Here is a 25306-nt window from a genome sequence, read left to right on the forward strand (position 1 = left end):
AACGATCAGGCAATAAAAAAGGGCGACTACCTGGGGAGTCGCCCTTTTCTTTCACGCAACAGAATCAGAAGCGCAGTGATGCACCCACGTACGGGCCATCGACCAGCACGTTATCTTTACGTCCATCTTTGTTGTTCAGTTCGATGTACTGATAACCCACACGCAGGTTAAGCAGTGAAACCGGCGTGAAGCTCAGGCCGCCAGCGGCTTCCTGATAGCTGTCGAGCTGATCGGTGAACGACTCTGGCGCATAATAATATTCACCATACAGGCCCCACATGCTGTTCAGGCTGTAGTGTGCTGCACCGCCCACCGCCACCGCAAATCCATCTTTTCCATCTTCCGGATGGGTAAAGATCGCTTTTGCGGTCGGTGCCAGACGCAGCGGCCCGAAGTCAACGTTGTAGCCCAGACCGGCACCGTAGGTGCTGCCATCATGGTCGCTACGCAGCCAGTTACCTTTCAGAAACAGACCGGGTGTAGTGGTGCCCAGACCCAGATTCAGGTTGGTATTGTGTTCGCTGACATCAACACTACCTTCAATCGCCTGAGCGGCACCGCTCAGTAAAACCAGCCCGAGGGCGCTCCCGGTAACAAGATGCTTAAACATGATTCCACTCCGTGAAGGACAATTAATTCGGCCGCAAGGTTAACAGCCTGAAACGGGGAGACAACAAAATCCGGGAAACTTTACGTAAAAATACGTGTCGCGTTCAGAATTGCAGCTGTCTCTGCGCAACGCAGTGTAGACTATATTGTCCACATCAGGTGTCCAATCACCGGGGCCAGTATCACGGTCACCACCCCCGAGAGCATCATGACCAGGCTGGCGACGACGCCCTCCTGCTGCCCAAGCTGATAAGCGCGAGCGGTGCCGGCACCGTGTGACGCGGCACCAAAGCCTGCTCCTTTCGCCACCCCCTGCTTAATCGCGATGCGCAGAAACAGCACGTCACCCACTGCCATGCCAAACACGCCAGTGATGACCACAAACAGCGCCACCAGATCGGGCTGACCGCCAATCGGCCCGGCTGCGGCCAGCGCAAAAGGCGTAGTAATGGAACGCACGGCCAGACTGCGCTGGATTGACTCCGGCAGGGTTAGCAGCCGCGCCAGCCAGACCGAACTGCAGACGGCGACCAGCGTGGCGGTCAGAACGCCCGCGCTCAGAGAGAGCCAGTGGCGCTTTATAATCGCTACGTTCTCATAGACCGGCACCGCAAACGCCAGCGTCGCTGGTCCCAGCAGCCAGAGCAGCCAGTGGTTTTCTGCAATGTAATCCTGCCAGCTGATGTGGGTCAGCAGCAGCAGCGCCACCAGTACCAGCGGCGTCATCACCAGCGGCATTAACAGCAGCGTACGCCAGCGGCGGTAAAGCCGTTTATTCAGCGCATACACCAGCAGCGTAACCGCTACACACAGCAGGCTGAGCAGAAAATCACGCATGAGGATCCTGCTTACGCGCGGCGCGCGCGACTTCATACTGATAGAGCCGGTCCACCACCCAGGCGGTGGAAGCCAGCACCAGCAGCGTACTGACGCCAATCACTACGCAGATACGCCAGCCATCGACGCGCAGCAGATCGCCATAATTTACTACCGCCACCACCGCCGGGATAAAGAACAGCAGCATCTCGGCCAGCAGCCAGCGCGATCCGGCTTTTACCCAGTTCAGCGGCACAACCCGCGTCACGATTAAGGCCAGCAGCAGCAGCATCCCGACGATATTGGCGGGCAGCGGCAGCTTCAGCCAGCTCACCAGCCGGTCGCAGGCGATAAACAGGCCGATATAGAAACCCAGCTGAAGCGGCAGGCTGAGCCATTGCACTGCACGGATACTGCGTGGAGTGAGCGCTAACGCCATCACCTTGTCTCCCCCGATTAAACTGATGTCACAGTATAAATCGTCAACAGAAGGTGAAAAAAATGAATTAAAATTATCGCAATCATGCCTGAAAGGAATAGTTATGGATGTCCGCGCCCTGCGTTACTTTACTGAAGTGGTCCGCCAGCAGAGCTTTACCCGTGCGGCGCAAAAGCTGTTTGTGACGCAGCCGACCATCAGCAAAATGCTGCGTCAGCTGGAGGAGGAACTGGGCTGTACGCTGATCCTGCGGGATGGCCGTCGCCTGCACCTCACCGACAGCGGGCAGGCGGTTTATCAGCGCGGCCTGGCAATCCTGCAGGAGTTTCATCAGCTTGAGGCGGAGATTGGTGACATCAACCAGCTCAAAACCGGTGAGCTGCGACTGGGTATTCCGCCGATGGTCGGTATGCAGATCGCCGGATCGATTTCCGCGTTTCGCCGCCGCTATCCCGGTGTGAAGCTGAAAATCTCTGAATTCGGCGGTCTGACCGTACAGCAGGCGGTGCTGGCGGGCAGTCTGGATATCGCTCTGACCGCGCTGCCGGTCGATGCCGAACTGCCGCTGAATACCCTGCCTCTGATGCATCATCCGCTCTGCGTGCTGCTGCCGCGCCGCCCGGCGTGGCTCAGCCGCCAGCAGATAGGACTGGCAGAGCTGGCAGAGCACCCGTTGCTGATTTTCAATGAGGAGTTTTCACTGAATCGTCAGCTGATGCAGGCGTTTCAGCGGCTCAGCCTGACGCCAACGGTGGCAGTGCGCAGCGGTCAGTGGGATTTTCTGGCGGCAATGGTGCAGGCGGAGATGGGGCTGGCGATTCTGCCGGAGCCGATCTGTCAGCGGCTGGATAAGCAGTCGCTATTGTGGCTGCCGCTGGAGTCGGAGCTGAAATGGAGTCTGGGATTGATCTGGCGGGAAGGGAGTTATCTGTCACGCAGTGCGCAGGCGTGGATCAACTGTTGTCGCGAACACTGGCCGGATGAACCGCCGCGCCTGTCGGTGTGAAAAGCTGGCACGCCCGCATGAATCCACAGGCGTGCCAGCCAGGGCTTACTCTTCTTTTTCGATCAGCAGTGTTTCCAGAAGATCCAGGTCGTGCAGCAACTTCTGCATCGTCTCATTGGAGATCTGCTGGGTGGCGCGTAGATGATAGACCTCTGCACGTTCGGCACGCAGCCCGGTCAGGCGGAAACGACGCTCAAGGTTCTCAGCAAACAATGCATGTTCAAGATCATTCTTGCCTTCGGCGCGGCGACGTAAGTTGCCAATCACGCGCAGACTGACCTCTTTCAGCAGTTCCGGATCGATGTTCTCTTCTGACTCATTCTCCAGCCGCTCTTCCATCTTGTGCAGGCTCTCAATCGCTGCACCTGCCATCACCGCACGGGCATTCTGCAGCTCACGGCGATGTGCACCTTTGTCGATACTATCAATGCCGCGCAGCAGAATTGGCAGGATCACTACCCCTACCAGCAGCGAGAACAGAATCACGCCTGTGGCGATAAACACCAACTCATAACGCGCCGGGAAAGGCTCGCCGTTGGTCAGGAACAGCGGGATAGAGAGCACACCGGCCAGGGTGATTGCACCGCGTACCCCGGCAAACGAGGCGATCAGCAGTTCACGCAGCGAGTAGTTTGAAAACTCCAGCGGCTTCTTCTTCAGCAGGCGTTTGCTGAAGCGCTGCATAATCCACAGCCAGCCAAAGCGCACGATCATCAGCGCGGCATAGACCAGCCCGATATCGGCGAACAGCATCCAGAGTTCCACATTCGGGTCGGCCTGCGCCTGGTCGATCGAGGTCTGCAGAATGTCCGGCAGCTGCAGGCCCAGCATCAGGAACACCATGCCGTTGAACACGAACTCCAGCATCTGCCAGACACTGTTGGCACGCAGCCGCATCGCCAGCGGAGCCTGACGAATAATGCCGGAACGGGTGATGGTCATACCGGCCGCGACCGCTGCCAGGATGCCTGAGACGCCCAGATGTTCGGCAATCAGATAAGAGGCGAATGGCAGGAGCAGCAGCAGCACGGTCTGTGTCGCCGGGTCATCCCCGCTCCAGCGGCTGAGCAGGCGCAGCGATTTACCGTACAGCCAGCAGATCGCCACACCGGCAATCAGGCCGCCTACCGCGACTTTCAGGAACTCAACGCTGGCACCGCCCCAGGTAAACACCATGGTGCCCATGGCGACGGCGACGGCAAACTTCAGTGATACCAGGCCCGAAGCATCATTCATCAGGGCTTCACCCTGCACAATCGACATAATCTTCTTGGGAATGCGACCTTCACCGACAATGCCGGAGAGTGCCACGGCATCGGTCGGCGACAGCACCGCCGCCAGCGCAAAGGCGGGGATTAGCGGGATCCCCGGCACCAGCCAGTAGATCAGATAGCCGATGCCGATCACGGTAATCAGCACCAGCGCCAGCGCTAAGCCGATGATTTCTCGACCATGATGCAGGAACTCACTGATCGGCGTTTTCCAGCCATCTGCGAACAGCAGCGGCGGGATGAACAGCACCAGAAACAGTTCCGGATCAAAGTCGACATGCAGACCAAATGTTGGCCAGGCCAGCATCGCACCTACGGCGATCTGCACCAGCGGCAACGGGATCTGAAAAGGGAGAATGCGGGCCGCGACGCCAGAGAGCGACACGACCAGCGTCATGATGAGAATAGTAAAAAAGATTTCCATGCTTTCCTTAGGCGTCGTTTCTTTCAATCATTGGTTAAGCGCTAAAGTGTAAAACAAACTGCATTGAAGGTTGTCAGCTACGCGTGCGCCGGGCGGGAAAAAAGTGAAAAATTCCGGACGCGCAGCCGCACGCCCGGTTGTACAGTCAGATTGCCCAGCCACCGGCGTAAAATGCCACCAGCGCGACGGCAATGATCACGGTACCGACGTTGAGCTTACGCCATTCACCGGCGAACAGACGCCCCACCACGAGGCTGGCGAAACCGATCATGATGCCGGTGACGATGTTGCAGGTGAGCACGATAATCACCGCCGTGAGTAGCCCAGACATCGCATCGACAAAATCACTGAAGTCCACTTTTGCCACATTACTGAGCATCAGCAGACCCACATACATCAGTGCAGGTGCGGTAGCGTAAGCCGGAACCAGATAAGCCAGCGGCGACATAAACAGGATAGCGAGAAACAGCAGGCCCACCACAATTGCGGTCAGGCCGGTTTTGCCCCCCGCCGCTGTCCCTGCCGCCGATTCAATATAGACCGCAGCCGGTGACGCGCCCACCAGACCCGCGAACAGGCTGCTGACGGAGTCACTGGTCAGCGCACGACCGCCATTGATAATCTGGCCCTGTTTATCCAGCAGATTGGCCTGCCCTGCGACCGCACGAATGGTACCGGTGGCGTCAAAAACCGCCGTCATCACCAGTGCCAGCACGCTGGGCAGTACTACAGGCTGTAGCGCCCCCATAATGTCGAGGCTGAACAGCAACGACTGACCGCTGGCGTCACGCAGGCTCGGCAGGGCAAACAGTCCCTGATATGTCACCGACGGGTCAAAGATCAGGCCGAGCAGCGAAATAGCGATAATCGTCAGCAGGATGCCGCCCGGTACCCTGCGCTTCTCCAGTCCGATAATCGCGGCCAGTCCCAGCAGTGTCATCATCACCGGGAAAGTGGTGAAGTGACCCAGCGCCACCGGCAGGCCCGGAGCCGGATTTTTTACCACCAGACCCACGCCGTCAGCGGCGATGAGCAGCAGAAACAGGCCAATCCCGACGCCGGTGCCGTGCGCCACGCCCATCGGCAGGTTACGCAAAATCCAGGCACGAATGCCGGTCACGGAGATCAGGGTAAACAGCAGGCCCATCAGGAACACTGCGCCCAGCGCGACCGGCACGCTGATGTGCTGACCCAGCACCAGGCTGAAAGCGGTAAAGGCGGTCAGGGAGATGGCGCAGCCAATGGCCATCGGCAGATTGGCCCACAGCCCCATAAGGATGGAACCAAAGCTGGCGACCAGACAGGTGGCGACAAACACGGCGGAGGGGGAAAAACCGGCTTTGCCCAGCATTCCCGGTACCACGATGACGGAGTAGACCATCGCCAGGAAGGTAGTGAGTCCGGCCAGAATTTCCTGGCGCACGCTGCTGCCGCGCGCCGAGATCGAGAACCATGCGTCCAGTTTTCCACTGGCCGGGCGTGATTCAGTTGACATAGTTGAGCCTCAAAAATTTTTGTTGTGTGGATCGCTCTGCGACCATCGCTGTCCCTGGAATAAGCGGGTAGACGGCGTCACTGTCGGGATTAACCCATCAGGCAAACGTTTACCTTGCCGCAGATAATTAGCCGTCAAAAGCAGCCAGATAAAAAGGCATGCGATTATCCGGCGTTTAGCGCCACGTTTTCAACTCTAAGAGGGAGATTCTTTGGCATAAAGAAAGATTGGGCGCAGGAGGCTGGCAGACGCCCGACGGAAGCCAGCCTGAAACGCTGAGGCCATAAAGTTAATGTCATATAAAGGCAGGATTCGCACCGGCGCAGTCGGGATGAGACAGGATGCGCCGGCGGAGAGAGGATTAACCTGGCAACGAAAGCTCGCCGCCCTGCGCAATCGCGCGTTGCCAGGCGGCGCGCTGCTGCACCGTCTGCAACCATTTCTCTGTGGCAGGCATCCGATCCAGTCCGCCACGCCGCGCCAGTGCCAGCAGCGGAAAGCTCATCTGGATATCCGCAATGGTAAAACGCTCACCGGCAAACCACGTATTGGCTGCCAGATGCTGTTCGATCATCTGCCTGTGCGGCTTTAGCTGTTTATCCAGGAATGCCTTCTGCACCCCTTTGCCAAATGCCGCGCCGACCGGACGCAGCAGCCAGGGCACCGGCGCTTTGCCCATCTGACCGAAGATCAGTTTCATCACCAGCAGCGGCATCAGCGAGCCTTCGGCGTAGTGCAGCCAGTAGCGGCACTGTAACCGTGACGCCTCATCACTCACTTTCAGCCTGAATTCGTGATCATATTTCTCTTCAAGGTATTCGAGAATGGCCCCCGATTCTGCTACCACCTGGTTCCCGTCAGTAATGACCGGCGATTTTCCCAGTGGATGTACTTTTTTTAGCGCCTCCGGGGCCAGCATGGTCGGTTCGCGTTGATAGCGTTTAATCTGGTACGGCACTTCCAGCTCTTCCAGCAGCCACAGCACCCGATGCGAGCGCGATTTCTCAAGATGGTGAACGGTGATCATCATGATTCCCTGTGTGTTGACCTTCACCAAGTATAGACGTCACTCCACAGCCGGATGTTTATCATCCTGCTCCGGGTCAAGCAGCACCGCACCTGAGCCCTGCTGACCCAGCCGGTCGCCGGGATTACGCAGCGGACAGTCGCGCATCGACAGGCAGCCGCAACCGATACAGCCATCCAGGTCATTGCGCAGGCGGGTAAGAGTTTCAATGCGTTTATCCAGCTCTTCGCGCCAGTGCTGAGTCAGCGCATCCCATTCCGTCGTCGACATGCGCTTATCTGGCGGAATGTGGTCGAGACTGTCACTGACCGTCGCCAGCGGGATGCCAATGCGCTGAGCAATCTTGATGATCGCCACGCGTCGCAGCACATCGCGGCTGTATCGGCGCTGATTGCCGCTGTTGCGGGTGCTGAAAATGAGGCCTTTGGTTTCATAAAAGTGCAGCGCCGAGACCGCCACACCGCTGCGGCGCGCCACTTCCCCGGGTGTTAAGACCGGTTTTGGATAGTTACGTTCTTTTTTCATCAGACCCTTTACCTAAAGTTAACTTGAGGAATTATACTTCTTCTCCGTTGAAACCCCTAAACTCCCATTACCCCTTATTAAGCACCAGAAGGATGAGGCCATGATGCAAGAAGAGATCATTCATTCCCTGACGGACTGGATTGACCAGAACCTCGATAAGAGCCTGTCGATTGATGAGGTTGCGGCAAAATCAGGCTATTCGAAATGGCACCTGCAGCGTATGTTCCGTTCCGTGACGAAACAGACGCTGGGTGGCTATATTCGTGAGCGCCGCCTGACGCTGGCCGCAGAAGCGCTATCGCAGACACAGCGTCCGGTGTTTGATATCGCGATGCAGTATGGCTATGACTCGCAGCAAACTTTTTCACGGGTGTTTCGTCGTCAGTTTTCACAGACCCCGACCGCTTACCGCCACACCATGCGACGCCAGGCGATTCAGCGCCCTCGCCTGCTGAGTTTCGGTTGTAACGATCCGATCAACAGCTTTACCCAGCGCACGACCGGCGAGTGCTGCCCGGTCCGTTAATTCTTCGCTGCGCCCGCTCCGGGCGCATCTGTCTGATTTCCCCGCCGTTCTTCTTCTACTGCTCATTTTTTCTGCACACCACTACCATACAAGAGTCAAATTTTGTTCAAAATTTAAAATCGGGTGATATAATGTGACCCAAGTCACACTTTGAACCTGGGTTGACGGCAAAAAAGTCCTACCTGACACACTTTTTTGTCGCCGGTGATGTCCGCAGATTGTCAGGAATACTTACTGATAGTGAGGTCCGGCCGATGGCTACGTTAACCGCCAGTTTTCTTGTTATGCGTTGGGAACTGCTGAGCGCAATCATGATGTTTTTTGCCAGCACCCTGAAAACCAAACTTCGTCAGGATAGCCGTCACGTGATGGCCTTTATGTGTGGCGGGATTGGTTTAGGCATGACCTGCTGGTTTGTTACCGGTCTGATGGGCATTACCCTGAGCATGGAAAACGTACATAACTTCGTGGAAATCTCAAAGCACGCCTTTATCGATGCGATGAGCCAGGCGCCTGCTGACTGGCCGATGCCCTGATTTTTACGCATAAAAAACCCCGCTTAGCGGGGTTTTTTATATTGCTGTGTGAACTTAAATTTTCTTCAACATGGCAGGAATATTAACATCCTGCACTGTAACGCCCGGGCTCTGCGTTCCGCGGCGGTCCTGAATCCACATATCTCCCATCATCTGGTTTAAACCACGATCTAATCCGGTAACCAGCCCTGCACCTGGGGTGAAGGTCAGTTCGCCAAAGTAAATATGCTCGTCATGGATATACCAATCCACACGCACGTAGTCGAAATCGCTGGCCAGCTTCTTGCTCAGTTCGAGCGCATGTTCCAGTGACGGCATAATCGGTGACACATCCAGCCCGGTATCGCGAATCTTGTGATAGGCCTCATTGAGGTTATTCACGTAGAAGTTCATCGACAGCAGCGGCTGGCAGCGGTTGTAGATTACCTGCAGCACATATTCGAACCGGCCATCACGCTTGTTGAACATATGGAATTTGTAATCGATCGGCGCGCTTTTGCCATCACCAATGTACTTCTCAACCAGGATGCGTGGCTTGATGTAGCGGTAGTGAATCTCGCGCGCTTCATTGGCGAAATCGGTCTTCAGCCAGCGATAGCAGTCATGAATGATCTGCTGCTTGCGCAACGCGTCCGGCTCTTCCAGCAGTATTTCTACCATGTTGGAGGCGTGGTTCGGCTTGATCACCGTTCCCCTCCAGCAAGGCAGGCTGTTCAGCGTGGTCGGGTCAGTGGTTTCGTGTACCAGCGGGATCAGGTACTCATTACCGATTTTTTCAGCAATGAATTCGCGTACCGAGTACTTATCTGACAGACGACCGTAGTTCTGGTAATCGCCGAAGATAAACTTACGGTACAACACCTTCTCGTTGAACACTTTTGGCTGACGCAGATTGGGCAGCTTTCTGAACTTATGGAAGTAGTAGATGCGGTCCTGATAAGCCCAGGGCATCTTCTTGATAAAGTACTGCACACTTTTTCTGAGTTCTTCTTTCAACTTGAGCATATCTGACCTCATTTGTATGTTTTGTAGTTGAGTGAGGAAACCTGAATCTTTTGAATGACGCCGTTTTTAAAGAAGTAATTCATTACGGTCAGGGACAAAAGTTCTGAAAGGAAAACGCTCCACGCGGCCCCCATGATGCCGTGACCCTGGATCAACCACCAGGAGAGCGGCAGACTGATGACCATCAGGCAGATGATTTTCCTCAGCAAGTAGTTAAATCCTCCCTCTTTGACCATGTAGCGATACGCTACGGTCCCCATTGCCGAAAAGCTGGTCGCTATCGACAGCAACGTAATGAGACTTCCTGACTGTGTGTATTCCGGTCCGTACAACGCGATGATGATTTGCTCGCCGTAAAGCGAAATGACAAGCAGCATCAGCAATGAAACCGCCATAACGTAGCCATTGAGCCGGGCAGCCAGCTTAATGGCGACCTCGCCGCGCTCCCTGAAGATTTCAGTGAAGCAGGAGGTGATAAGCGCAACCGGGATAAAAATCCAGGAGGCGGAAATAGTATTCGCCGCCGCAAAGAGACCGAGGTCGCGCGCAGGCGCCGTGCCTGCCAGAAACATCTGCGCCGCTTTGACCTGCACCGAGATAAAGATGCTGGAGATCGCCAGCGGCAGACCGGCATACATCAGATAGCGCAGATAGGCGGTGCGCTTTTCGCGCGGTGGCATCTGATCCTGGTGGTCCTGATAGAAGTTGTGACGCTTGATCAGGTAAGGCACCAGTGTCACGGCAACAATCGACAGCGTCAGCCAGAGCGGATTAAGACGCAGCCAGGCCACGGTAAAGCTGATGCCGAAACTCAGCAGCATGCCCACAGCGTTAGCGATAGTGTTAAGACGCGAGGCAAGACGCGCGTTGTTATAAACGCTGAAGGTGTCCTGGGTGACAAAAACCGAGGCAACAAATGAGGCCAGTGCAAACGCCAGGAAGTTTTCCTGCATGTTGTACCAGACCCAAATTAAGACTGGCACCGAAGTGACCAGCAATAGCACCATGCGCAGCGTACGGGCGATGGTCATCAGTCGAAGACCTTTCGACGCATTTTTGCTGACGCGCTTAAACAGAATAGTTTCGGTGCCAAAGATTGCGACGGTTTGCACCATTGCAAAAAGTGAAGTAGAAAACGCCATCTGGCCAAACACCGTTGGACCAAAGGATTTAGCCACGTAAGACGTCACAAAAATGACGCCAAAAACGGAGATGATCTTCTCAGACATCATCCAGGCGGCATTAGACATTACGCTCAATTTCATCGACTCTTCCTTAGTATTACTCAACTACAACCGCTTCGGTACAACATCCCTGTAACGAATTAATAAGCGCTCAGTGGGCCTGGCGAAAATGTATGACTTCAGACCAAGCTGGTCCGAAAATTGAGATGTAAATCATGATCCGGAGAGTGAATTCAGGATAATTCTTATTATAAATGGCGCGAATCACTTCAAATGGAAACGATTTCAGGCTGAAAATAAAACAACCTTAAAGAGCTATACCGGCATATTAATCAAGTCGGCGAAGCTAAATATCCAGTGTACGTAGAATTTTTTCGTATTTTGGATGCGATGAATTTATAACAAAAACCCGCCTCCAGGAAGGCACGCTCCCCGGATAAGAATAAAATAAGATTTATCCCATGATGATATTTCTTCTAAATATCTTAATTTAGGCTTCGCAATTCAATTAGCGCACTTTAATACTGCCTTAATAAAATCTTATAGTGCCAGAAATTATTAAAGTCATTCTCATCCATTAATCGATAAGAAAGGTAAGAGCATTTATGAGAAAGTCACGATACAGCGAAGATCAAATCACAAATGCCATTAAAGCTTCTGAATCGGGCGTGAAAGTCAGAGAGATTTGTGAAGAGTTAGGCATCTCTGAAGCCACGTTCTATAGCTGGAAAAAGAAGTTTTCTGGGTTGTCTTCGGAAGAAGGCAGAAAAATCAAGGAGCTGGAAGAAAAACTGCAGAATGTCACACGTGAACTGCAGACGCTCAACTCGGACAAAGAGATGCTGCAGAGCGTTCTGAAGCACTTCTTTACGACTAATGAAAAACGACAGGCTGTAGATTTCCTGCAGACCACCTTTGACATTGGCACCCGTCGCAGCTGCCGCTTATTAGATATCAGCCGCAGCGTATACCACTATCCGTCAGGCACGGAGAATCGCTAAACCTAATGCTACCGCGCTTTTTAGACTTAACGCTGAGATTTGTTCTTACCAGAAGAGATGAAGATCATTTAACAGGACAATTGCGGCCCCCTTTTCCGCTCCATTTATAACTAATGAATGGCTTCACAGCTAAGCTTCTTTTTTTGCGGTAAAATTGATTCACAACAGCAAAAGTCTCGCATTCCACGCCTTATCTTCCCCTCCCAATCCCCTTTATGCGGGATTGGGCCTTCCCTTTTTTAGTTTAGCCCTGCTAATCGTCGGAACTAAATCCTCTCAACACCATTAAGCCGCTTTAAACATCGCACAAACAATAATCACCGTACATTTGAGTTAATGGTGGCCCTGACTCAAATTTTGCGGTTGCGCTTTAATTCCCGATGATGGCTTTATTGCATTAACTTTCTCCAGGATTAATCCGGGTTAAATAGTTTATTGCTCCTTATCACTAACGTTATGGGTCTATCTTTTCACTCTCTTCATTGCACATCATTGATGCCAGAGATTAATCTTTAATTAATAACGCAGCGGCGGAATTCTCTTACTCATTTATCACTGAGTGAAGTTAATGGTGGTTTTTAGTCCCCTTTTCTCAGGACCCTAACGCAATAAACAGCAGCAGATAAAAGCGTAACGTCCATAATGCTGCGCTATTTTTCCTGATTAATGACCGATATCTGACCAGTGAAAGGTTGCCAGAGCTGAAACAGACAACTTTCAGGTGCCAGAAAGGACCGTTTTTTTACTGACAAAGGAAGAATGAATGAGGTTATCGGAGAATACCGGACAACAGTGCGGAACCATGAAATCGATTTCGCGGTATAAATCTGCCGAAGAGCGAGCAAATCAGGATAGGGTTTAATCTTAAAAAGCCGCGCGGTGTGTTGTCCGCGCGGTAAAGGCATTCAGGTGAGTTTTACGGTTTACTCTTTAATCGTAACTACCTGCGGGTGCGGTTTGATGCGCATTGCCCAGATCACACCCGCCATCAGACAAACAATGCCTGTCAGGGTGAGCTGCGGCGGCCAGCGTTGATACCAGAGAAAAGTCCATAACAGGCCAAAGAGTATCTCGAAAACGATCAGCGGCCCCATCAGTACGGTGGGCAGACGCTGGCTGGCAGCATTCCAGCATAAGGTGCCAAGCCAGGAGCAGAGCAGGCCAATCGTCAGCATCAATGCGATGAATACCGTGGGACGCGGCCCGAACGGCAGCGAAAAATCGGGCTGCTGCCAGGCGAGCTGAACGCTGACCAGCGCGTACAGGATCAGTGCCATCGGCAGCGTCACCAGCCCCTGCGCGGTAGCCCAGGTTGAGGGGCGCAGTTCAGGATGCGTGCGCAGCCAGCGGGCATTACGCAGCGGATACCAGGTCCAGCAGATTACCGCCAGCAGTGCCAGCACGATACCGGTCAGATAACGACTGAGATCCAGCGTGGCGCCCTGGCTCTGCAGCTCCGCTGCGTTCACGCAGAGCAAGCCAGCCGCCATCATGACCAGTGCCGGGAACAGCCGCCGCCACGGCAGCCGTCCTTCAAGATGGCCATAACAGAGGTTAGCCGTGACGGCGATCACCACCGGCAGCGTGCCGATAATCATGGTGGAGACCGGCCCGCCGGTACGCTGAATGGCGTTCGCCAGAAACGCATAGTAGAAGAGGTTTCCCACCAGCGAGAGCTTCACGGCCTCAAGCCAGTCAGCGCGTGACAGCTGACGCAGCCGACGACGGCTGTGCCAGGCCAGCGGCAGCGCAATCAGCCCAAACGCCACGTAACGTCCCGCCGATTGCAGGGCGCCAGGATAGTCCGGCACCAGCAGCGGCCCGACAAAGATCAGCCCCCACAGCAACCCGGCGGTGACGGCAAACATAATTCCCGCAAACATGATTTCTTCCTTATACAGACTTTTGGCAGAGTGTGGCGGGTTCCGGCGGGAAATGCTTGTAGCAGATTGCGGTGTTATCAGGGCTGGCGAACCTGCTTTTGATAGCGGCCCGGCGTAATGCCATAACGGTGAGCAAAGGCGCGGGTGAGATGAGCCTGATCGGTCAATCCAACCGCCGCCGCGACGCTGGCGGCCGCCTCACCTTGCGCCAGCCTTTGCTTGGCGTCATAGAGCCGGAAAGCCATCAGCATCTGATGCGGCGTAACGTGATAGTGCTGGCGAAAAGCACGTAAGAAGTGCCACGGCGACAGTGAAGCCAATGCGGCCAGCTCCTCCAGCCGCACCGGTTCTGCAAGGTTTGCGCGCAAAAAATCTCTGACCTGATCAAAACGATGCCGGGCATCGGGTCTGCGCTGTGAGGACATACGCGCCAGCGGACGGATTTGCAGCAGCAGCTCAGCAATCAGGCTCTGGCGCGCCAGTTCAGACTCTGCCTGCCAGAGTGCGGCAAGCGTGCGGGAGAGCGGCTGCGCCACGCGCGGATCGGTCAGCAGCGCCTCGTTAAACCACCAGCCGCGGTCGCCGGTCAGTTCATCCATCAGCTGCGGCTGAATGTAGATCATCTGATAGCGCCAGCCCTCTTCGCACGCTGACTCACCCGTGTGCAGCTCATCCGGGTTCATCATGACCAGTGAGTTCTCCGGCGCAGTATATTCGGTGCCGCGATAGCGAAAGCGCTGTGCGCCCGCTTCAATGGTGCCGATCCCAAAGGCTTCATGGGTATGAGGTTCAAAGGCATAGCGGGAGATGTGGGCCTGATAGAGTTCCACACCCGGCAGCTCTGCGAGTTGCCGGAACCGGGCGCGATCTTTCTCACAGGGGAAACTTGCCGGAACACCGTCCACTTCTCTCTCCTTATTTAACCAGTCTGCTAAGCATGCCTGCGACCGGGGCTAAAATGCAAAAGATTGCTATCTGCAACGCCGCGGGTAACACTGCTTTTTTCAGACGGATGGGGTTAAGCATGGCACAGCGTGTGGCAGTGATTATCGATATGCAGAATGGGGTCTTCATCTCGCCGCGCTTCGACCAGGCGGGTCGGGTGGCGCAGATTAACCGACTGACTGAACGCGCCGATATCACCATTTTTATCCAGCACCGCGAAGGCGCGATGTGCGAGGGAAATGAAGCTTTTAATCTGCTGCCGGAACTGATTCAGCCTGCTGGCGCATATTACGTGACAAAAACCGCTTGCGACAGCTTCTGGCAGACTGAGCTGGCCGCACTGTTAAAGAAGCTGGCGGTGGAAGAGTTTGTGGTGTGCGGTTGTGCCACTGACTACTGTCTGGATACCACCATAAAAGTGGGTGCCAGTGCAGGTTATGCCATTACGGTTGCTGCGGATGCGCACACCACCGCCGATCGTCACTGGGTCAGCGCTGAAGCGTTGATAAACCAGCACAATGAGGTCTGGTCCTCATTGTCGATTCCCGGCAACGTGCCGCGTGTGCTGCGCACAGACGAGATTGTGGCGGAATGGTCGTAACCGCCTGCGAAAGCCGCACATAAAAAAGCCCGCATAAGCGGGCTTTTTTACACTCTCTGACCAACAGAATCAGAATGGAATATCGTCGTCGAAATCCATTGGTGGTTCGTTGTTGCTGCTGGCCGGCGCGCTCTGTGGCTGCTGTGGACGGGACTGCGCGCCACCACTGAACTGATTGTTGTTACCCTGCGGCTGCTGCGGCTGACCCCAACCATTGTTGTTGCCACCGCCCTGCGCGCCGCCACCTGCTGGTGCACCCGCGTTGCCGCCCTGCTGACGGCCACCCAGCATCTGCATAGTGCCGCCAACGTTGACCACGACTTCGGTGGTGTAACGTTCCTGGCCGCCCTGATCCTGCCATTTACGGGTACGCAGCTGACCTTCGATGTAGACCTGCGACCCTTTTTTCAGGTATTCGCCTGCGACTTCAGCCAGTTTGCCAAACAGCACCACACGGTGCCATTCAGTGATCTCTTTGTTTTCACCGGTCTGCTTGTCGCGCCAGCTTTCCGACGTAGCCAGCGTAATGTTGGCAACCGCGCCACCATTTGGCATGTAACGTACTTCCGGATCCTGACCCAGATTCCCGACAAGAATCACTTTGTTAACGCCACGACTGGCCATGTTGCTGTCTCCCGATGAGTTAATGCATACAGTCTAATCTATCAATTCTAACACGTCCTGCGGACTGTTTCCCACTTTCGAGCGGGGTTCCAGTTTTAATCCCTCTCCGCTTCCAGGCCTGAGAGTACTGGATATATATTCAGTCTATTTTTTGTGCCATAATGACACGTTTATTCTGGCCGTGTCGGCAAGGCACGGTGAGTGCAGCTAATCCGGGAAAGGTGAATGGATAAGATCGAAGTTCGTGGTGCCCGCACCCATAATTTGAAAAACATCAACCTGACCATCCCACGCGACAAACTCATTGTGGTAACCGGCCTGTCAGGGTCCGGTAAATCCTCATTGGCGTTTGATACGCTGTATGCGGAAGGTCAGCGCCGCTATGTGGAGTCGCTCTCTGCGTATGCGCGCCAGTTTCTTTCGTTAATGGAGAAGCCGGACGTCGATCATATCGAAGGTTTGTCGCCCGCCATTTCCATTGAGCAGAAATCCACCTCGCATAACCCACGTTCGACCGTGGGAACCATCACTGAGATTCACGATTATCTGCGTCTGCTGTTTGCCCGTGTAGGCGAACCGCGTTGTCCGGATCATGATGTGCCGCTGGCGGCGCAGACCGTGAGTCAGATGGTGGATCAGGTGCTCTCGCAGCCGGAAGGTCGTCGCCTGATGCTGCTGGCCCCGGTAGTGAAAGATCGTAAGGGTGAGCACACCAAAACGCTGGAGAATCTGGCGACGCAAGGTTATATCCGTGCGCGTATTGATGGCGAAGTGTGTGACCTCTCCGATCCGCCAAAGCTTGAGCTGCAGAAGAAGCACACCATTGAAGTGGTGATTGACCGCTTTAAAGTGCGTGAAGACCTGGCAACCCGTCTGGCGGAGTCGTTTGAAACCACGCTGGAACTTTCCGGCGGCACGGCTATCGTGGCGGACATGGATGACAGCGACGCAGAAGAGCTGCTCTTCTCGGCTAACTTCGCCTGCCCCATCTGCGGTTACAGCATGAGTGAGCTGGAACCGCGTCTGTTCTCGTTTAACAACCCGGCGGGCGCCTGTCCAACCTGTGACGGCCTGGGCGTACAGCAATATTTTGATCCTGACCGCGTCGTGCAGAATCCTGAACTTTCGCTGGCGGGCGGTGCTATCCGCGGCTGGGATCGCCGTAACTTTTACTATTTCCAGATGCTGCGTTCGCTGGCGGAACACCTCGATTTTGATATCGAAGCGTCATTCGGCAGCCTGCCAGACAACGTGCAGAAGGTGATTCTGTATGGGTCAGGCAAAGAGAGCATCGAATTTAAGTACATCAACGATCGCGGCGATACCTCGGTTCGCCGTCATCCGTTTGAAGGCGTGCTCAATAACATGGAACGCCGCTATAAAGAGACGGAATCCTCTGCGGTTCGCGAAGAGCTGGCGAAGTTTATCAGCAACCGCGCCTGTGCCAGCTGTGAAGGCACCCGTCTGCGTCGTGAAGCGCGCCACGTCTTCGTGGAGAACACCACGCTGCCGACTATCTCTGAGATGAGCATCGGTCATGCGATGTCCTTCTTTGAAAACATGAAACTCAGCGGCCAGCGTGCGCAGATTGCCGAGAAAATTTTGAAAGAGATTGGCGATCGCCTGAGCTTCCTGGTCAACGTCGGCCTGAACTATCTCTCAATGTCACGTTCCGCTGAGACCCTGTCCGGGGGTGAAGCACAGCGTATCCGTCTGGCCAGCCAGATCGGTGCGGGTCTGGTCGGTGTGATGTATGTGCTGGATGAGCCTTCTATTGGCCTGCACCAGCGTGACAACGAACGGCTGCTCGGCACCCTGATTCATCTGCGCGACCTCGGTAACACCGTGATCGTGGTTGAGCATGATGAAGATGCGATTCGTGCCGCAGACCATGTGATCGACATCGGTCCGGGTGCAGGCGTACACGGCGGCCAGGTAGTCGCGGAAGGCACCGTTGATCAGATTATGGCGCAGGAAGAATCCCTGACCGGCCAGTTCCTGAGCGGCAAGCGTGGCATTGTGGTGCCAGAGGAGCGCGTCAAAGGCGATCCGGCCAAAGTGCTGAAGATTACCGGCGCACGCGGCAACAACCTTAAGGATGTCACGCTGACGCTGCCGGTCGGACTGTTCACCTGTATTACCGGTGTGTCCGGTTCAGGTAAATCGACCCTGATCAACGATACGCTGTTCCCGATTGCTCAGCGGACGCTGAACGGTGCGACCATCGCCGAACCGGCACCTTACCGTGACGTGGCAGGCCTGGAGCACTTCGACAAAGTGATCGACATCGATCAGAGCCCGATTGGTCGTACACCGCGCTCCAACCCGGCCACCTACACCGGTATCTTTACCCCGGTGCGTGAACTCTTTGCGGGCGTGCCGGAAGCGCGTTCGCGCGGTTACAATCCGGGTCGCTTCAGCTTCAACGTGCGGGGCGGACGCTGTGAAGCCTGTCAGGGCGATGGCGTGTTGAAAGTCGAGATGCACTTTCTGCCGGACATTTATGTGCCGTGTGACCAGTGCAAAGGCAAACGCTATAACCGTGAAACGCTGGAAGTGAAGTACAAAGGCAAGAGCATCCACGAAGTGCTGGAGATGACCATCGAAGAGGCCCGTGAGTTCTTCGATGCCGTACCAGCGCTGGCGCGTAAGCTGCAGACGCTGATCGATGTAGGTCTCACCTACATCCGCCTCGGTCAGTCCGCCACCACCCTGTCCGGCGGTGAAGCCCAGCGTGTGAAGCTGGCGCGTGAGCTGTCGAAGCGTGGCACGGGTCAGACGCTCTACATTCTGGATGAGCCGACCACCGGCCTGCACTTTGCCGATATCCAGCAGCTGCTGGAAGTGCTGCATAAGTTGCGCGATCAGGGCAACACCATCGTGGTAATTGAGCACAACCTTGATGTGGTCAAAACCGCAGACTGGATTGTCGATCTCGGTCCGGAAGGCGGCAGCGGCGGCGGTGAAATCCTGGTTGCTGGTACGCCAGAAACCGTGGCGGAGTGTGAGAAATCCCACACCGCGCGCTTCCTGAAGCCCCTGTTACAGAAGTAATTCTTTCAGGCCCGCCGCGTGCGGGCCTTTTTTTACCCCTGCCGATTCAGCCAGAAAAATGCAGAATCAGGCAAGATTCAGACATGTATAGGCATATACGCTTCTCACTACGCTGACTATCCTTAAACGGTTCCTCTTTGGCACGCCCCTGGCGTCGCCCTGTTTTCGCAGCACATCCACGCTGCTGCACATCATCAAAAAACACTCACGACACATCGAAACTGGAGACACCATGAATATTACGCATGCGTATGCTGCTCAGGATGCAAAATCCAAACTGGCACCGTTCGATTTTAAGCCGCGTGAGCTGCGCGCCCATGACGTTCAGCTTGAGGTGCTGTTCTGTGGCGTTTGCCACTCAGACCTGCATCAGGCCCGTAATGAGTGGAAAAACACCATTTTTCCCGTGGTTCCGGGTCATGAAATTGTGGGTCGCGTGACTGCTGTTGGTCCACAGACGCAGAAATACAAAGTCGGCGATCTGGTTGGCGTCGGCTGCATGGTTGATTCCTGCCGCAGCTGTCCAAGCTGTCAGCAGGGTCTGGAGCAGTATTGCGAAAACGGCTTTGTCGGCACCTATAACGGCGAAGATCGCGAAACCGGCGCTATTACCTACGGCGGTTACTCAACGTCGATGGTGGTTGATGAGAGCTTTGTGCTGCGCATTCCCGAGAACCTGGAGCTGGCGGGCGTTGCACCGCTGCTGTGTGCCGGTATCACCACCTATTCGCCGCTGCGTCACTGGAATGTCGGTCCTGGCAAGAAAGTGGGTATCGTAGGCTTAGGCGGCCTGGGCCATATGGGCGTGAAGATTGCGCATGCCATGGGCGCACATGTGGTGCTGTTCACCACCTCGCCATCCAAAATTGAAGATGGCAAACGTCTGGGTGCCGATGAAGTCGTGATCTCCAAAGATCCGGAGCAGATGGCGCAGCACGCGAACAGCTTTGACTTCATCCTGAACACCGTGGCGGCTCAGCACGATCTCAACCCGTTCATCACCCTGCTGAAACTGGATGGCAACATGACGCTGGTCGGTGCACCGGAGCACGACCATCCGGCACCGCAGGTCTTTAACCTGATCTTTAAACGTCGCAGCATCGCCGGTTCACTGATTGGCGGCATCGCGGAAACCCAGGAGATGCTCGATTTCTGTGGCGAGCACGGGATTACGTCAGACATTGAGCTGATCGCGATGGACCAGATCAACGAAGCCTATGAGCGCATGCTCAAAAGCGATGTGAAGTATCGCTTTGTTATCGATATCAACACGCTGCGCGCTCAGTCTGCCGCGTAAGCTGCTTGATCTGAAACCCTCTTGCTCAGGTAAGAGGGTTTTTTATTGCCGTTTAACGGGTAGCCGCCTGCTGGTATGAGGCATCGACCAGATAGTAGATCTGCGAATCTTTCAGCGAACCGTCGAGGAACAGCGTGCTCCAGTGAGACTTATTCAGATGCTCGCTGGGAATAATATCGCTGTGCTCTTCGCGCAGTAATTCGGCCAGCGCAGGCGTCGATTTCAGCGAGACCGCGGGCCGCCCTTTCGCCTCATGTACCATCGCAAACAGCACGCCGTTGCTTTTAATCTGCGTGGCTTTCCAGTCACTGTGGACGCTCTGCTCCGCGCCCGGCTTGCTCATGCAATAGGTCAGTAAATCTGAGTTATTCATTACGATTCCCCTTGTAACGTGGCGACAATCCGCCTGGCACCGCCCTCAATGCGATGCTCGCCCAGCCAGATCCCCTGCCAGGTGCCCAGCACCAGACGTCCCCGCTGAACCGGTAATAACAACGAAACCCCTAAGATCGACGATTTGATGTGCGCCGGCATATCATCACGCCCTTCGTAATCGTGCTGATAAGGCGCATTCTCGGGCACGTACCGCATGAAATGCTGCTCCATGTCGCTGCGCACCGTCGGGTCGCAATTCTCATTTAAGGTTAACGACGCCGAAGTGTGCTGCAACAGCAGATGCAGCAGACCGGTTTTGATATCACGCAGTCCGGAGAGCGAGTTGACGATCTCATCGGTGACCAGATGAAACCCACGCGACTTCGCGCTCAGCGTAATAGTTTGTTGATGCCACATAGCTTATTCCTGAAACGGTTATCCCGTTTAAGTGTGCAGCATGTCGCCGAAAGGTAAACCCTGACCCATAAAAAAACCGCCAGAGAAAACGCTGGCGGTCTTGTTTACAACCTGGCTGCTGTTACATCACGGCGGCAAACGCTTCCGCTACCTGATGCACATTTTTGCTGTTCAGACCGGCCACACACATGCGACCGCTGCCCACCAGATAGATGCCAAATTCGTTACGCAGGCGATCAACCTGCTGCGCACTCAGACCGGTATAACTAAACATGCCACGCTGCTTCAGCAGATAGTCGAAGTTTTTACCTGGCAGCGCGGTGCTCAGTACGTCCACCAGCGACTGGCGCATCGCGAGAATGCGCAGACGCATCGCCTCCACTTCAGCCAGCCAGCTGGCCTTCAGCGCCTCGTCGTTGAGGACGCGTGCGACAACCTGCGCACCGAAATTCGGCGGGCTGGAGTAGTTACGGCGAACGGTTGCTTTTAACTGGCCCAGCACACGTGCTGACTCTTCGGCACTGTCGCACACGATAGAGAGACCGCCTACGCGCTCGCCATAGAGCGAGAAGATTTTGGAGAAGGAGTTGCTGACCAGCGCAGGCAGACCCGCCGCGGCGACCGCGCGCAGTGCATACGCATCCTGCTCCATACCGGCACCAAAGCCCTGATAGGCGATATCCAGGAAAGGAATCAGCTGCTGTGCTTTCAGCACCTCAACGGTCTGATCCCACTGCGCATCCGTCAGGTCAGCGCCGGTCGGGTTATGACAGCAGGGATGCAGCAACACGATGCTCTGCGCAGGCAGGGTTTTCAGGGTGCTGATAAAGGCATCAAACCGCACACCGTGAGTTTCTGCGTCATACCAGGGATAGGTATTGACGTCAAAACCTGCGCCATTAAAAATCGCGACGTGGTTTTCCCAGGTCGGATCGCTGACCCAGACGGCAGACTGCGGGAAGTAGCGCTTAAGGAAATCCGCACCCACTTTCAACGCGCCAGAACCGCCAAGGGTCTGAATCGACGCAATACGGCCCGCCTTTAACACCGGATGATCGGCACCAAACAGCAGCGGTGCAATCGCACTGCGGTAGCTGTTCAGCCCTTCCATTGGCAGATAGAGCGATGCCTGATGCGGCTCAGCATAAAGCTGCTCTTCAGCAGCCGCTACAGCCTTCAGCTGCGGGATGATGTTCTGTTCGTCGTAATAGAGCCCGATGCTCAGGTTAACTTTGTGTTCACGTGGGTCTTGTTTGAACGCTTCCATCAACGACAGAATCGGATCGCCCGCATAGGCATCAACGTTTTGAAACACGGTGTAGGTCTCCATGATTGGTCCAGAGGTAAGCGGCGGATTAAACCCGATAGCGTCCCGGACGGTGGTTCATTGCAATAATCAGGTTCAGGATCACCGCACCCGCAATCGACGCGAGCAGGATGGGGCCACTCACCACAAACAGTGACGCCAGCACGACGCAGGTATCGACTGCCATCTGCAGTTTACCCGCGCGGATCCCAAAGCGATCCTGTAGCCACAGCGCCAGAATATTGATGCCGCCCAGGCTCGCCTTATGACGAAATAACACTATAAACCCGATTCCCATGATGACGTTACCGAACAGTGTCGCATAGAAGGGATTAAGGTCAGAAAAGTGGACGAACAGCGGGTGCAGTTGAGTGAACAGCGACACCAGCCCGACGGCGCAGAAGGTTTTCAGGGTAAATTCCCAGCCCATGCGTTTTACCGCCAGCCAGTAGAAAGGGATGTTGATCAGGAAGAATGCGCTGCCGAATGAGAGCGGCGAGAGATAGCTAATCAGAAAAGCGATACCTGCGGTGCTGCCCGTCAGCGCACCGGCCTGTTTTAGCATAATGACGCCGAACGAGACCATTAGAGTGCCGAGCACCATCGCCAGCGCATCTTCAATGCGCGAATGCGGGACGCGGGTAGGTTCTGCGATGTTATCCATGGGGGTTTTCTCAGTGCAAATGATGCGGTTCCGATGCAAAAAACGCACCATCGTCACAGCACTGAACAGCTGTAAAGCGGATGCCAGCGATATCCCGTTGATATCTAAGGCGCTTTAAACATAACTTTATGCATAGATTTCGACTGATACCGTCAATCTATGCGTCTGGCTCCGTTTTGATGCGCGTTAATTGCATTTATTACCGCAAGTGTGCACCAAAACCGCACAGCGCGCACCCTTTTAGCGCGTCTTTTGCTCAGGCAGCATCATCAGCCCGTTCTCTTTCATTCGTCCCAGCACCACTGAGGTTTTCACATGGGAAACGCTCTGGTGGCCCGCGACTAACTGGCTGATTAACGCACTGAGGGAATTAAGATCGGCTACTGCCACTTTGAGCAGATAGTCTGCATCGCCCGTGGTTTTATAGGCATCCACGATCGCCTGCTCCTGCTCCACCATCCGGTGAAAGCTCTCAACATATTCAGCGGTGTGGTTGATTAAGCGCACCTCAATCAATCCCACCATGCCAAGCCCGATGGCATCGGGTGACAGCCGGGCGTGATAACCCAGGATGAGGTTAGCCTGTTCCAGATTAATACGGCGGCGCGAACATTGTGAGGCAGAAAGGCCGACCAGATCGCTGAGTTCCTGATTGGTCAGACGGCCGTTAGCTTGTAATAAAGTCAGGATTTTAAGGTCGTAATCGTCTACGTGAGTCATTCCGTTTCCACATCGGTGCCAGGCGTCGCTTTGTTACAGATAACCCGATAACCCGAGAGGTTGTCCAACACTATTTTATGATGATGGGGGCTGTCATGCACAGATCGTGCATGACAGCACAAAGCGGAATTATTCGTCGTCGTATTGCGGACCCGCGTAGTTATCAAAGCGCGACCACTGACCGTTAAAGGTCAGGCGCACTGTACCGATGGGGCCATTACGCTGTTTACCCAGGATGATCTCCGCGATTCCTTTGAGATCGCTGTTTTCGTGGTAAACCTCATCCCGATAGATAAACATGATCAAATCCGCATCCTGCTCGATCGAACCCGATTCACGCAGATCCGAGTTGACCGGACGCTTGTCAGCACGCTGCTCCAGTGAGCGGTTAAGCTGCGACAGCGCCACCACCGGCACATTCAGCTCTTTCGCCAGCGCTTTCAGTGAGCGGGAGATCTCCGCAATCTCCAGCGTACGGTTGTCCGACAATGACGGTACGCGCATCAGCTGCAAATAGTCGATCATGATCATACTTAAGCCACCGTTTTCACGGTAGATACGTCGGGCGCGCGAGCGCACTTCGGTAGGCGTCAGGCCAGAAGAGTCATCGATGTACATGTTCTTCTTCTCCAGCAGGATGCCCATGGTGCCGGAGATACGCGCCCAGTCTTCGTCATCCAGCTGTCCCGTTCGGATGCGCGTCTGATCGACGCGGGAAAGTGACGCAAGCATACGCATCATGATCTGCTCGCTGGGCATCTCCAGACTGAAGATCAGCACCGGCTTCTCCTGCAGCATGGCGGCGTTTTCGCACAGGTTCATCGCGAAGGTGGTTTTACCCATTGACGGACGTGCGGCGACAATAATCAGGTCAGAACCCTGCAGGCCCGCGGTCTTTTTATTCAGATCCTGATAGCCGGTATCGACGCCGGTGACGCCATCGTGCGGGGTCTGATAGAGCGATTCGATACGGGAGACGGTCGATTCCAGAATCTGCTCAATGTTTTTCGGGCCAGCATCTTTATCTGCGCGCGCTTCCGCGATTTTAAAGACGTTCGACTCTGCGAAGTCGAGCAGCTCCTCGCTGTTACGTCCCTGCGGATCGTAACCGGCATCGGCAATCTGGTTGGCGACGGCGATCATCTCACGCACCACCGCACGTTCACGCACGATGTCGGCATAAGCACCGATATTCGCCGCACTCGGTGTATTTTTCGCCAGTTCAGCCAGATAGGCGAAGCCGCCTGCCATCTCCAGTTCGCCCCGGGTTTCCAGCGATTCAGAGAGCGTAATCAGGTCGATAGGTTTGCTGTTTTCAAGCAGCCGCTGCATCTCGGAAAAAATCAGCCGATGCGAGCGGTTGAAAAAATCATTCGCGACGACGCGCTCAGAGACGTTATCCCAGCGCTCGTTATCCAGCATTAACCCACCGAGCACCGACTGCTCCGCTTCCAGAGAATGCGGGGGCATTTTCACGCCTGCGAGCTGGCGATCCTGCGTTTCGTTCGATTTGTTGGTGGGTTTATTTCCTGCCATAGTGAATGCATTACCGATCT

At 55.0% G+C, this 25306-nt stretch carries 25 protein-coding genes; 7 read left to right on the forward strand and 18 right to left on the reverse strand.

The genetic code is table 11. The annotated features are described in order from the left end of the window. Window positions 1-64: 64 nt before the first annotated feature. From ACTJKZ_RS15830 to ACTJKZ_RS15840, 3 genes are all read right to left on the reverse strand, one after another. The gene (locus ACTJKZ_RS15830) at window positions 65-610 is read right to left on the reverse strand and encodes a YfaZ family outer membrane protein (RefSeq protein WP_150011995.1); all 546 of its coding nucleotides are present in this window, start codon (window positions 608-610) and stop codon (window positions 65-67) included. Between the two features lie 140 nt (window positions 611-750). Further along, complete coding sequence (locus ACTJKZ_RS15835) at window positions 751-1446, reverse strand: LrgB family protein (protein ID WP_150038354.1); 696 nt, start codon at window positions 1444-1446, stop codon at window positions 751-753. Continuing rightward, the gene (locus ACTJKZ_RS15840; protein ID WP_161733558.1) at window positions 1439-1864 is read right to left on the reverse strand and encodes a CidA/LrgA family protein; all 426 of its coding nucleotides are present in this window, start codon (window positions 1862-1864) and stop codon (window positions 1439-1441) included. Before ACTJKZ_RS15840 ends, ACTJKZ_RS15835 begins: the two co-directional genes overlap by 8 nt. A gap of 103 nt (window positions 1865-1967) precedes the next feature. Between ACTJKZ_RS15840 and ACTJKZ_RS15845 the strand changes: the two genes are divergently transcribed. After that, window positions 1968-2870, forward strand: coding sequence for a LysR family transcriptional regulator (locus ACTJKZ_RS15845; protein ID WP_222924722.1), 903 nt, complete (start codon window positions 1968-1970; stop codon window positions 2868-2870). A gap of 45 nt (window positions 2871-2915) precedes the next feature. On the opposite strand, the gene ACTJKZ_RS15850 is transcribed toward ACTJKZ_RS15845, so the two are convergent. The 4 genes from ACTJKZ_RS15850 to soxR all read right to left on the reverse strand — a co-directional run bounded on the left by ACTJKZ_RS15850 (window position 2916) and on the right by soxR (window position 7612). Further along, window positions 2916-4565, reverse strand: a complete 1650-nt coding sequence (locus ACTJKZ_RS15850; protein ID WP_161733554.1) for a Na+/H+ antiporter — start codon at window positions 4563-4565, stop codon at window positions 2916-2918. Between the two features lie 145 nt (window positions 4566-4710). After that, a complete protein-coding gene (locus ACTJKZ_RS15855; RefSeq protein WP_161733552.1) occupies window positions 4711-6060 on the reverse strand; it encodes an NCS2 family permease in 1350 nt (449 codons plus the stop codon). 361 nt (window positions 6061-6421) lie between these two features. Further along, window positions 6422-7087 (reverse strand): glutathione S-transferase family protein, encoded by a 666-nt coding sequence (locus ACTJKZ_RS15860; RefSeq protein ID WP_161733618.1) that lies wholly within the window; start codon window positions 7085-7087, stop codon window positions 6422-6424. Window positions 7088-7126: 39 nt separating this feature from the next. Beyond that, entirely contained in the window at window positions 7127-7612 is a 486-nt protein-coding gene (gene soxR, locus ACTJKZ_RS15865) for a redox-sensitive transcriptional activator SoxR (protein WP_161733550.1), read from the reverse strand. 100 nt (window positions 7613-7712) lie between these two features. On the opposite strand from soxR, the gene soxS reads away from it, so the two are divergent. Next, window positions 7713-8138: a superoxide response transcriptional regulator SoxS gene (gene soxS, locus ACTJKZ_RS15870; RefSeq protein ID WP_150012009.1), complete on the forward strand. Its 426-nt coding sequence runs from the start codon at window positions 7713-7715 to the stop codon at window positions 8136-8138. 254 nt (window positions 8139-8392) lie between these two features. Next, window positions 8393-8674 carry a YjcB family protein gene (locus ACTJKZ_RS15875; RefSeq protein WP_013359796.1) on the forward strand — a complete coding sequence of 94 codons (282 nt, stop codon included), beginning with the start codon at window positions 8393-8395 and terminating at the stop codon, window positions 8672-8674. A 54-nt stretch (window positions 8675-8728) separates the two neighbouring features. Here the strand turns inward: ACTJKZ_RS15875 and ACTJKZ_RS15880 are convergent, their stop codons facing one another. Together ACTJKZ_RS15880 and ACTJKZ_RS15885 are read right to left on the reverse strand one after the other, a co-directional pair. After that, entirely contained in the window at window positions 8729-9679 is a 951-nt protein-coding gene (locus tag ACTJKZ_RS15880) for an ATP-grasp fold amidoligase family protein (RefSeq protein ID WP_440829828.1), read from the reverse strand. An 8-nt stretch (window positions 9680-9687) separates the two neighbouring features. Continuing rightward, complete coding sequence (locus tag ACTJKZ_RS15885) at window positions 9688-10944, reverse strand: oligosaccharide flippase family protein (protein WP_013359794.1); 1257 nt, start codon at window positions 10942-10944, stop codon at window positions 9688-9690. 524 nt (window positions 10945-11468) lie between these two features. On the opposite strand from ACTJKZ_RS15885, the gene ACTJKZ_RS15890 reads away from it, so the two are divergent. After that, window positions 11469-11864: a transposase gene (locus ACTJKZ_RS15890; RefSeq protein WP_013359793.1), complete on the forward strand. Its 396-nt coding sequence runs from the start codon at window positions 11469-11471 to the stop codon at window positions 11862-11864. A gap of 923 nt (window positions 11865-12787) precedes the next feature. Here ACTJKZ_RS15890 and ACTJKZ_RS15895 read toward each other — a convergent pair. Both ACTJKZ_RS15895 and ACTJKZ_RS15900 read right to left on the reverse strand, forming a co-directional pair. Beyond that, window positions 12788-13747 carry a DMT family transporter gene (locus ACTJKZ_RS15895; protein WP_161733548.1) on the reverse strand — a complete coding sequence of 320 codons (960 nt, stop codon included), beginning with the start codon at window positions 13745-13747 and terminating at the stop codon, window positions 12788-12790. 77 nt (window positions 13748-13824) lie between these two features. After that, a complete protein-coding gene (locus ACTJKZ_RS15900) occupies window positions 13825-14652 on the reverse strand; it encodes an AraC family transcriptional regulator (protein WP_260059106.1) in 828 nt (275 codons plus the stop codon). Window positions 14653-14771: 119 nt separating this feature from the next. On the opposite strand from ACTJKZ_RS15900, the gene ACTJKZ_RS15905 reads away from it, so the two are divergent. Continuing rightward, the gene (locus ACTJKZ_RS15905) at window positions 14772-15293 is read left to right on the forward strand and encodes an isochorismatase family protein (RefSeq protein WP_260059107.1); all 522 of its coding nucleotides are present in this window, start codon (window positions 14772-14774) and stop codon (window positions 15291-15293) included. Window positions 15294-15362: 69 nt separating this feature from the next. On the opposite strand, the gene ssb1 is transcribed toward ACTJKZ_RS15905, so the two are convergent. After that, on the reverse strand, window positions 15363-15917 hold the full coding sequence (ssb1, locus tag ACTJKZ_RS15910) for a single-stranded DNA-binding protein SSB1 (protein WP_161733541.1): 555 nt from the start codon (window positions 15915-15917) through the stop codon (window positions 15363-15365). A gap of 225 nt (window positions 15918-16142) precedes the next feature. Here ssb1 and uvrA point away from each other — a divergent pair, with 225 nt between their 5' ends. Both uvrA and ACTJKZ_RS15920 read left to right on the forward strand, forming a co-directional pair. Continuing rightward, window positions 16143-18971: an excinuclease ABC subunit UvrA gene (gene uvrA, locus ACTJKZ_RS15915; RefSeq protein WP_440829829.1), complete on the forward strand. Its 2829-nt coding sequence runs from the start codon at window positions 16143-16145 to the stop codon at window positions 18969-18971. Between the two features lie 232 nt (window positions 18972-19203). Continuing rightward, window positions 19204-20268, forward strand: coding sequence for an NAD(P)-dependent alcohol dehydrogenase (locus ACTJKZ_RS15920; RefSeq protein ID WP_161733537.1), 1065 nt, complete (start codon window positions 19204-19206; stop codon window positions 20266-20268). 52 nt (window positions 20269-20320) lie between these two features. Here ACTJKZ_RS15920 and ACTJKZ_RS15925 read toward each other — a convergent pair whose 3' ends face one another. The 6 genes from ACTJKZ_RS15925 to dnaB form a co-directional block, all read right to left on the reverse strand. Then, entirely contained in the window at window positions 20321-20641 is a 321-nt protein-coding gene (locus ACTJKZ_RS15925) for an MmcQ/YjbR family DNA-binding protein (protein ID WP_161733535.1), read from the reverse strand. Further along, on the reverse strand, window positions 20641-21060 hold the full coding sequence (locus ACTJKZ_RS15930; protein WP_161733533.1) for a secondary thiamine-phosphate synthase enzyme YjbQ: 420 nt from the start codon (window positions 21058-21060) through the stop codon (window positions 20641-20643). The genes ACTJKZ_RS15925 and ACTJKZ_RS15930 overlap by 1 nt, the downstream gene beginning before the upstream one ends. A 121-nt stretch (window positions 21061-21181) precedes the next feature. Next, complete coding sequence (locus tag ACTJKZ_RS15935) at window positions 21182-22375, reverse strand: amino acid aminotransferase (protein ID WP_161733616.1); 1194 nt, start codon at window positions 22373-22375, stop codon at window positions 21182-21184. Between the two features lie 40 nt (window positions 22376-22415). Next, window positions 22416-23030, reverse strand: a complete 615-nt coding sequence (locus tag ACTJKZ_RS15940; protein WP_033734896.1) for a YitT family protein — start codon at window positions 23028-23030, stop codon at window positions 22416-22418. Between the two features lie 240 nt (window positions 23031-23270). Beyond that, window positions 23271-23750, reverse strand: coding sequence for an Lrp/AsnC family transcriptional regulator (locus ACTJKZ_RS15945; RefSeq protein WP_161733529.1), 480 nt, complete (start codon window positions 23748-23750; stop codon window positions 23271-23273). Between the two features lie 129 nt (window positions 23751-23879). Then, entirely contained in the window at window positions 23880-25286 is a 1407-nt protein-coding gene (dnaB, locus tag ACTJKZ_RS15950) for a replicative DNA helicase (RefSeq protein WP_010252197.1), read from the reverse strand. Window positions 25287-25306 lie beyond the last annotated feature (20 nt).

The organism is Pantoea sp. 22096 (assembly GCF_052045955.1).
Classification (GTDB): Bacteria; Pseudomonadota; Gammaproteobacteria; order Enterobacterales; family Enterobacteriaceae; genus Pantoea; species Pantoea alfalfae.

Excerpts from the sequence above, each read along its gene's own strand:
- ACTJKZ_RS15830 (WP_150011995.1), bottom strand. The coding sequence starts at position 610 with ATGTTTAAGCATCTTGTTACCGGGAGCGCCCTCGGGCTGGTTTTACTG.
- ACTJKZ_RS15835 (WP_150038354.1), bottom strand. The coding sequence starts at position 1,446 with ATGCGTGATTTTCTGCTCAGCCTGCTGTGTGTAGCGGTTACGCTGCTG.
- ACTJKZ_RS15840 (WP_161733558.1), bottom strand. The coding sequence starts at position 1,864 with ATGGCGTTAGCGCTCACTCCACGCAGTATCCGTGCAGTGCAATGGCTC.
- ACTJKZ_RS15845 (WP_222924722.1), top strand. The coding sequence starts at position 1,968 with ATGGATGTCCGCGCCCTGCGTTACTTTACTGAAGTGGTCCGCCAGCAG.
- ACTJKZ_RS15850 (WP_161733554.1), bottom strand. The coding sequence starts at position 4,565 with ATGGAAATCTTTTTTACTATTCTCATCATGACGCTGGTCGTGTCGCTC.
- ACTJKZ_RS15855 (WP_161733552.1), bottom strand. The coding sequence starts at position 6,060 with ATGTCAACTGAATCACGCCCGGCCAGTGGAAAACTGGACGCATGGTTC.
- ACTJKZ_RS15860 (WP_161733618.1), bottom strand. The coding sequence starts at position 7,087 with ATGATCACCGTTCACCATCTTGAGAAATCGCGCTCGCATCGGGTGCTG.
- soxR (WP_161733550.1), bottom strand. The coding sequence starts at position 7,612 with ATGAAAAAAGAACGTAACTATCCAAAACCGGTCTTAACACCCGGGGAA.
- soxS (WP_150012009.1), top strand. The coding sequence starts at position 7,713 with ATGATGCAAGAAGAGATCATTCATTCCCTGACGGACTGGATTGACCAG.
- ACTJKZ_RS15875 (WP_013359796.1), top strand. The coding sequence starts at position 8,393 with ATGGCTACGTTAACCGCCAGTTTTCTTGTTATGCGTTGGGAACTGCTG.
- ACTJKZ_RS15880 (WP_440829828.1), bottom strand. The coding sequence starts at position 9,679 with ATGCTCAAGTTGAAAGAAGAACTCAGAAAAAGTGTGCAGTACTTTATC.
- ACTJKZ_RS15885 (WP_013359794.1), bottom strand. The coding sequence starts at position 10,944 with ATGAAATTGAGCGTAATGTCTAATGCCGCCTGGATGATGTCTGAGAAG.
- ACTJKZ_RS15890 (WP_013359793.1), top strand. The coding sequence starts at position 11,469 with ATGAGAAAGTCACGATACAGCGAAGATCAAATCACAAATGCCATTAAA.
- ACTJKZ_RS15895 (WP_161733548.1), bottom strand. The coding sequence starts at position 13,747 with ATGTTTGCGGGAATTATGTTTGCCGTCACCGCCGGGTTGCTGTGGGGG.
- ACTJKZ_RS15905 (WP_260059107.1), top strand. The coding sequence starts at position 14,772 with ATGGCACAGCGTGTGGCAGTGATTATCGATATGCAGAATGGGGTCTTC.
- ssb1 (WP_161733541.1), bottom strand. The coding sequence starts at position 15,917 with ATGGCCAGTCGTGGCGTTAACAAAGTGATTCTTGTCGGGAATCTGGGT.
- uvrA (WP_440829829.1), top strand. The coding sequence starts at position 16,143 with ATGGATAAGATCGAAGTTCGTGGTGCCCGCACCCATAATTTGAAAAAC.
- ACTJKZ_RS15920 (WP_161733537.1), top strand. The coding sequence starts at position 19,204 with ATGAATATTACGCATGCGTATGCTGCTCAGGATGCAAAATCCAAACTG.
- ACTJKZ_RS15925 (WP_161733535.1), bottom strand. The coding sequence starts at position 20,641 with ATGAATAACTCAGATTTACTGACCTATTGCATGAGCAAGCCGGGCGCG.
- ACTJKZ_RS15930 (WP_161733533.1), bottom strand. The coding sequence starts at position 21,060 with ATGTGGCATCAACAAACTATTACGCTGAGCGCGAAGTCGCGTGGGTTT.
- ACTJKZ_RS15940 (WP_033734896.1), bottom strand. The coding sequence starts at position 23,030 with ATGGATAACATCGCAGAACCTACCCGCGTCCCGCATTCGCGCATTGAA.
- ACTJKZ_RS15945 (WP_161733529.1), bottom strand. The coding sequence starts at position 23,750 with ATGACTCACGTAGACGATTACGACCTTAAAATCCTGACTTTATTACAA.
- dnaB (WP_010252197.1), bottom strand. The coding sequence starts at position 25,286 with ATGGCAGGAAATAAACCCACCAACAAATCGAACGAAACGCAGGATCGC.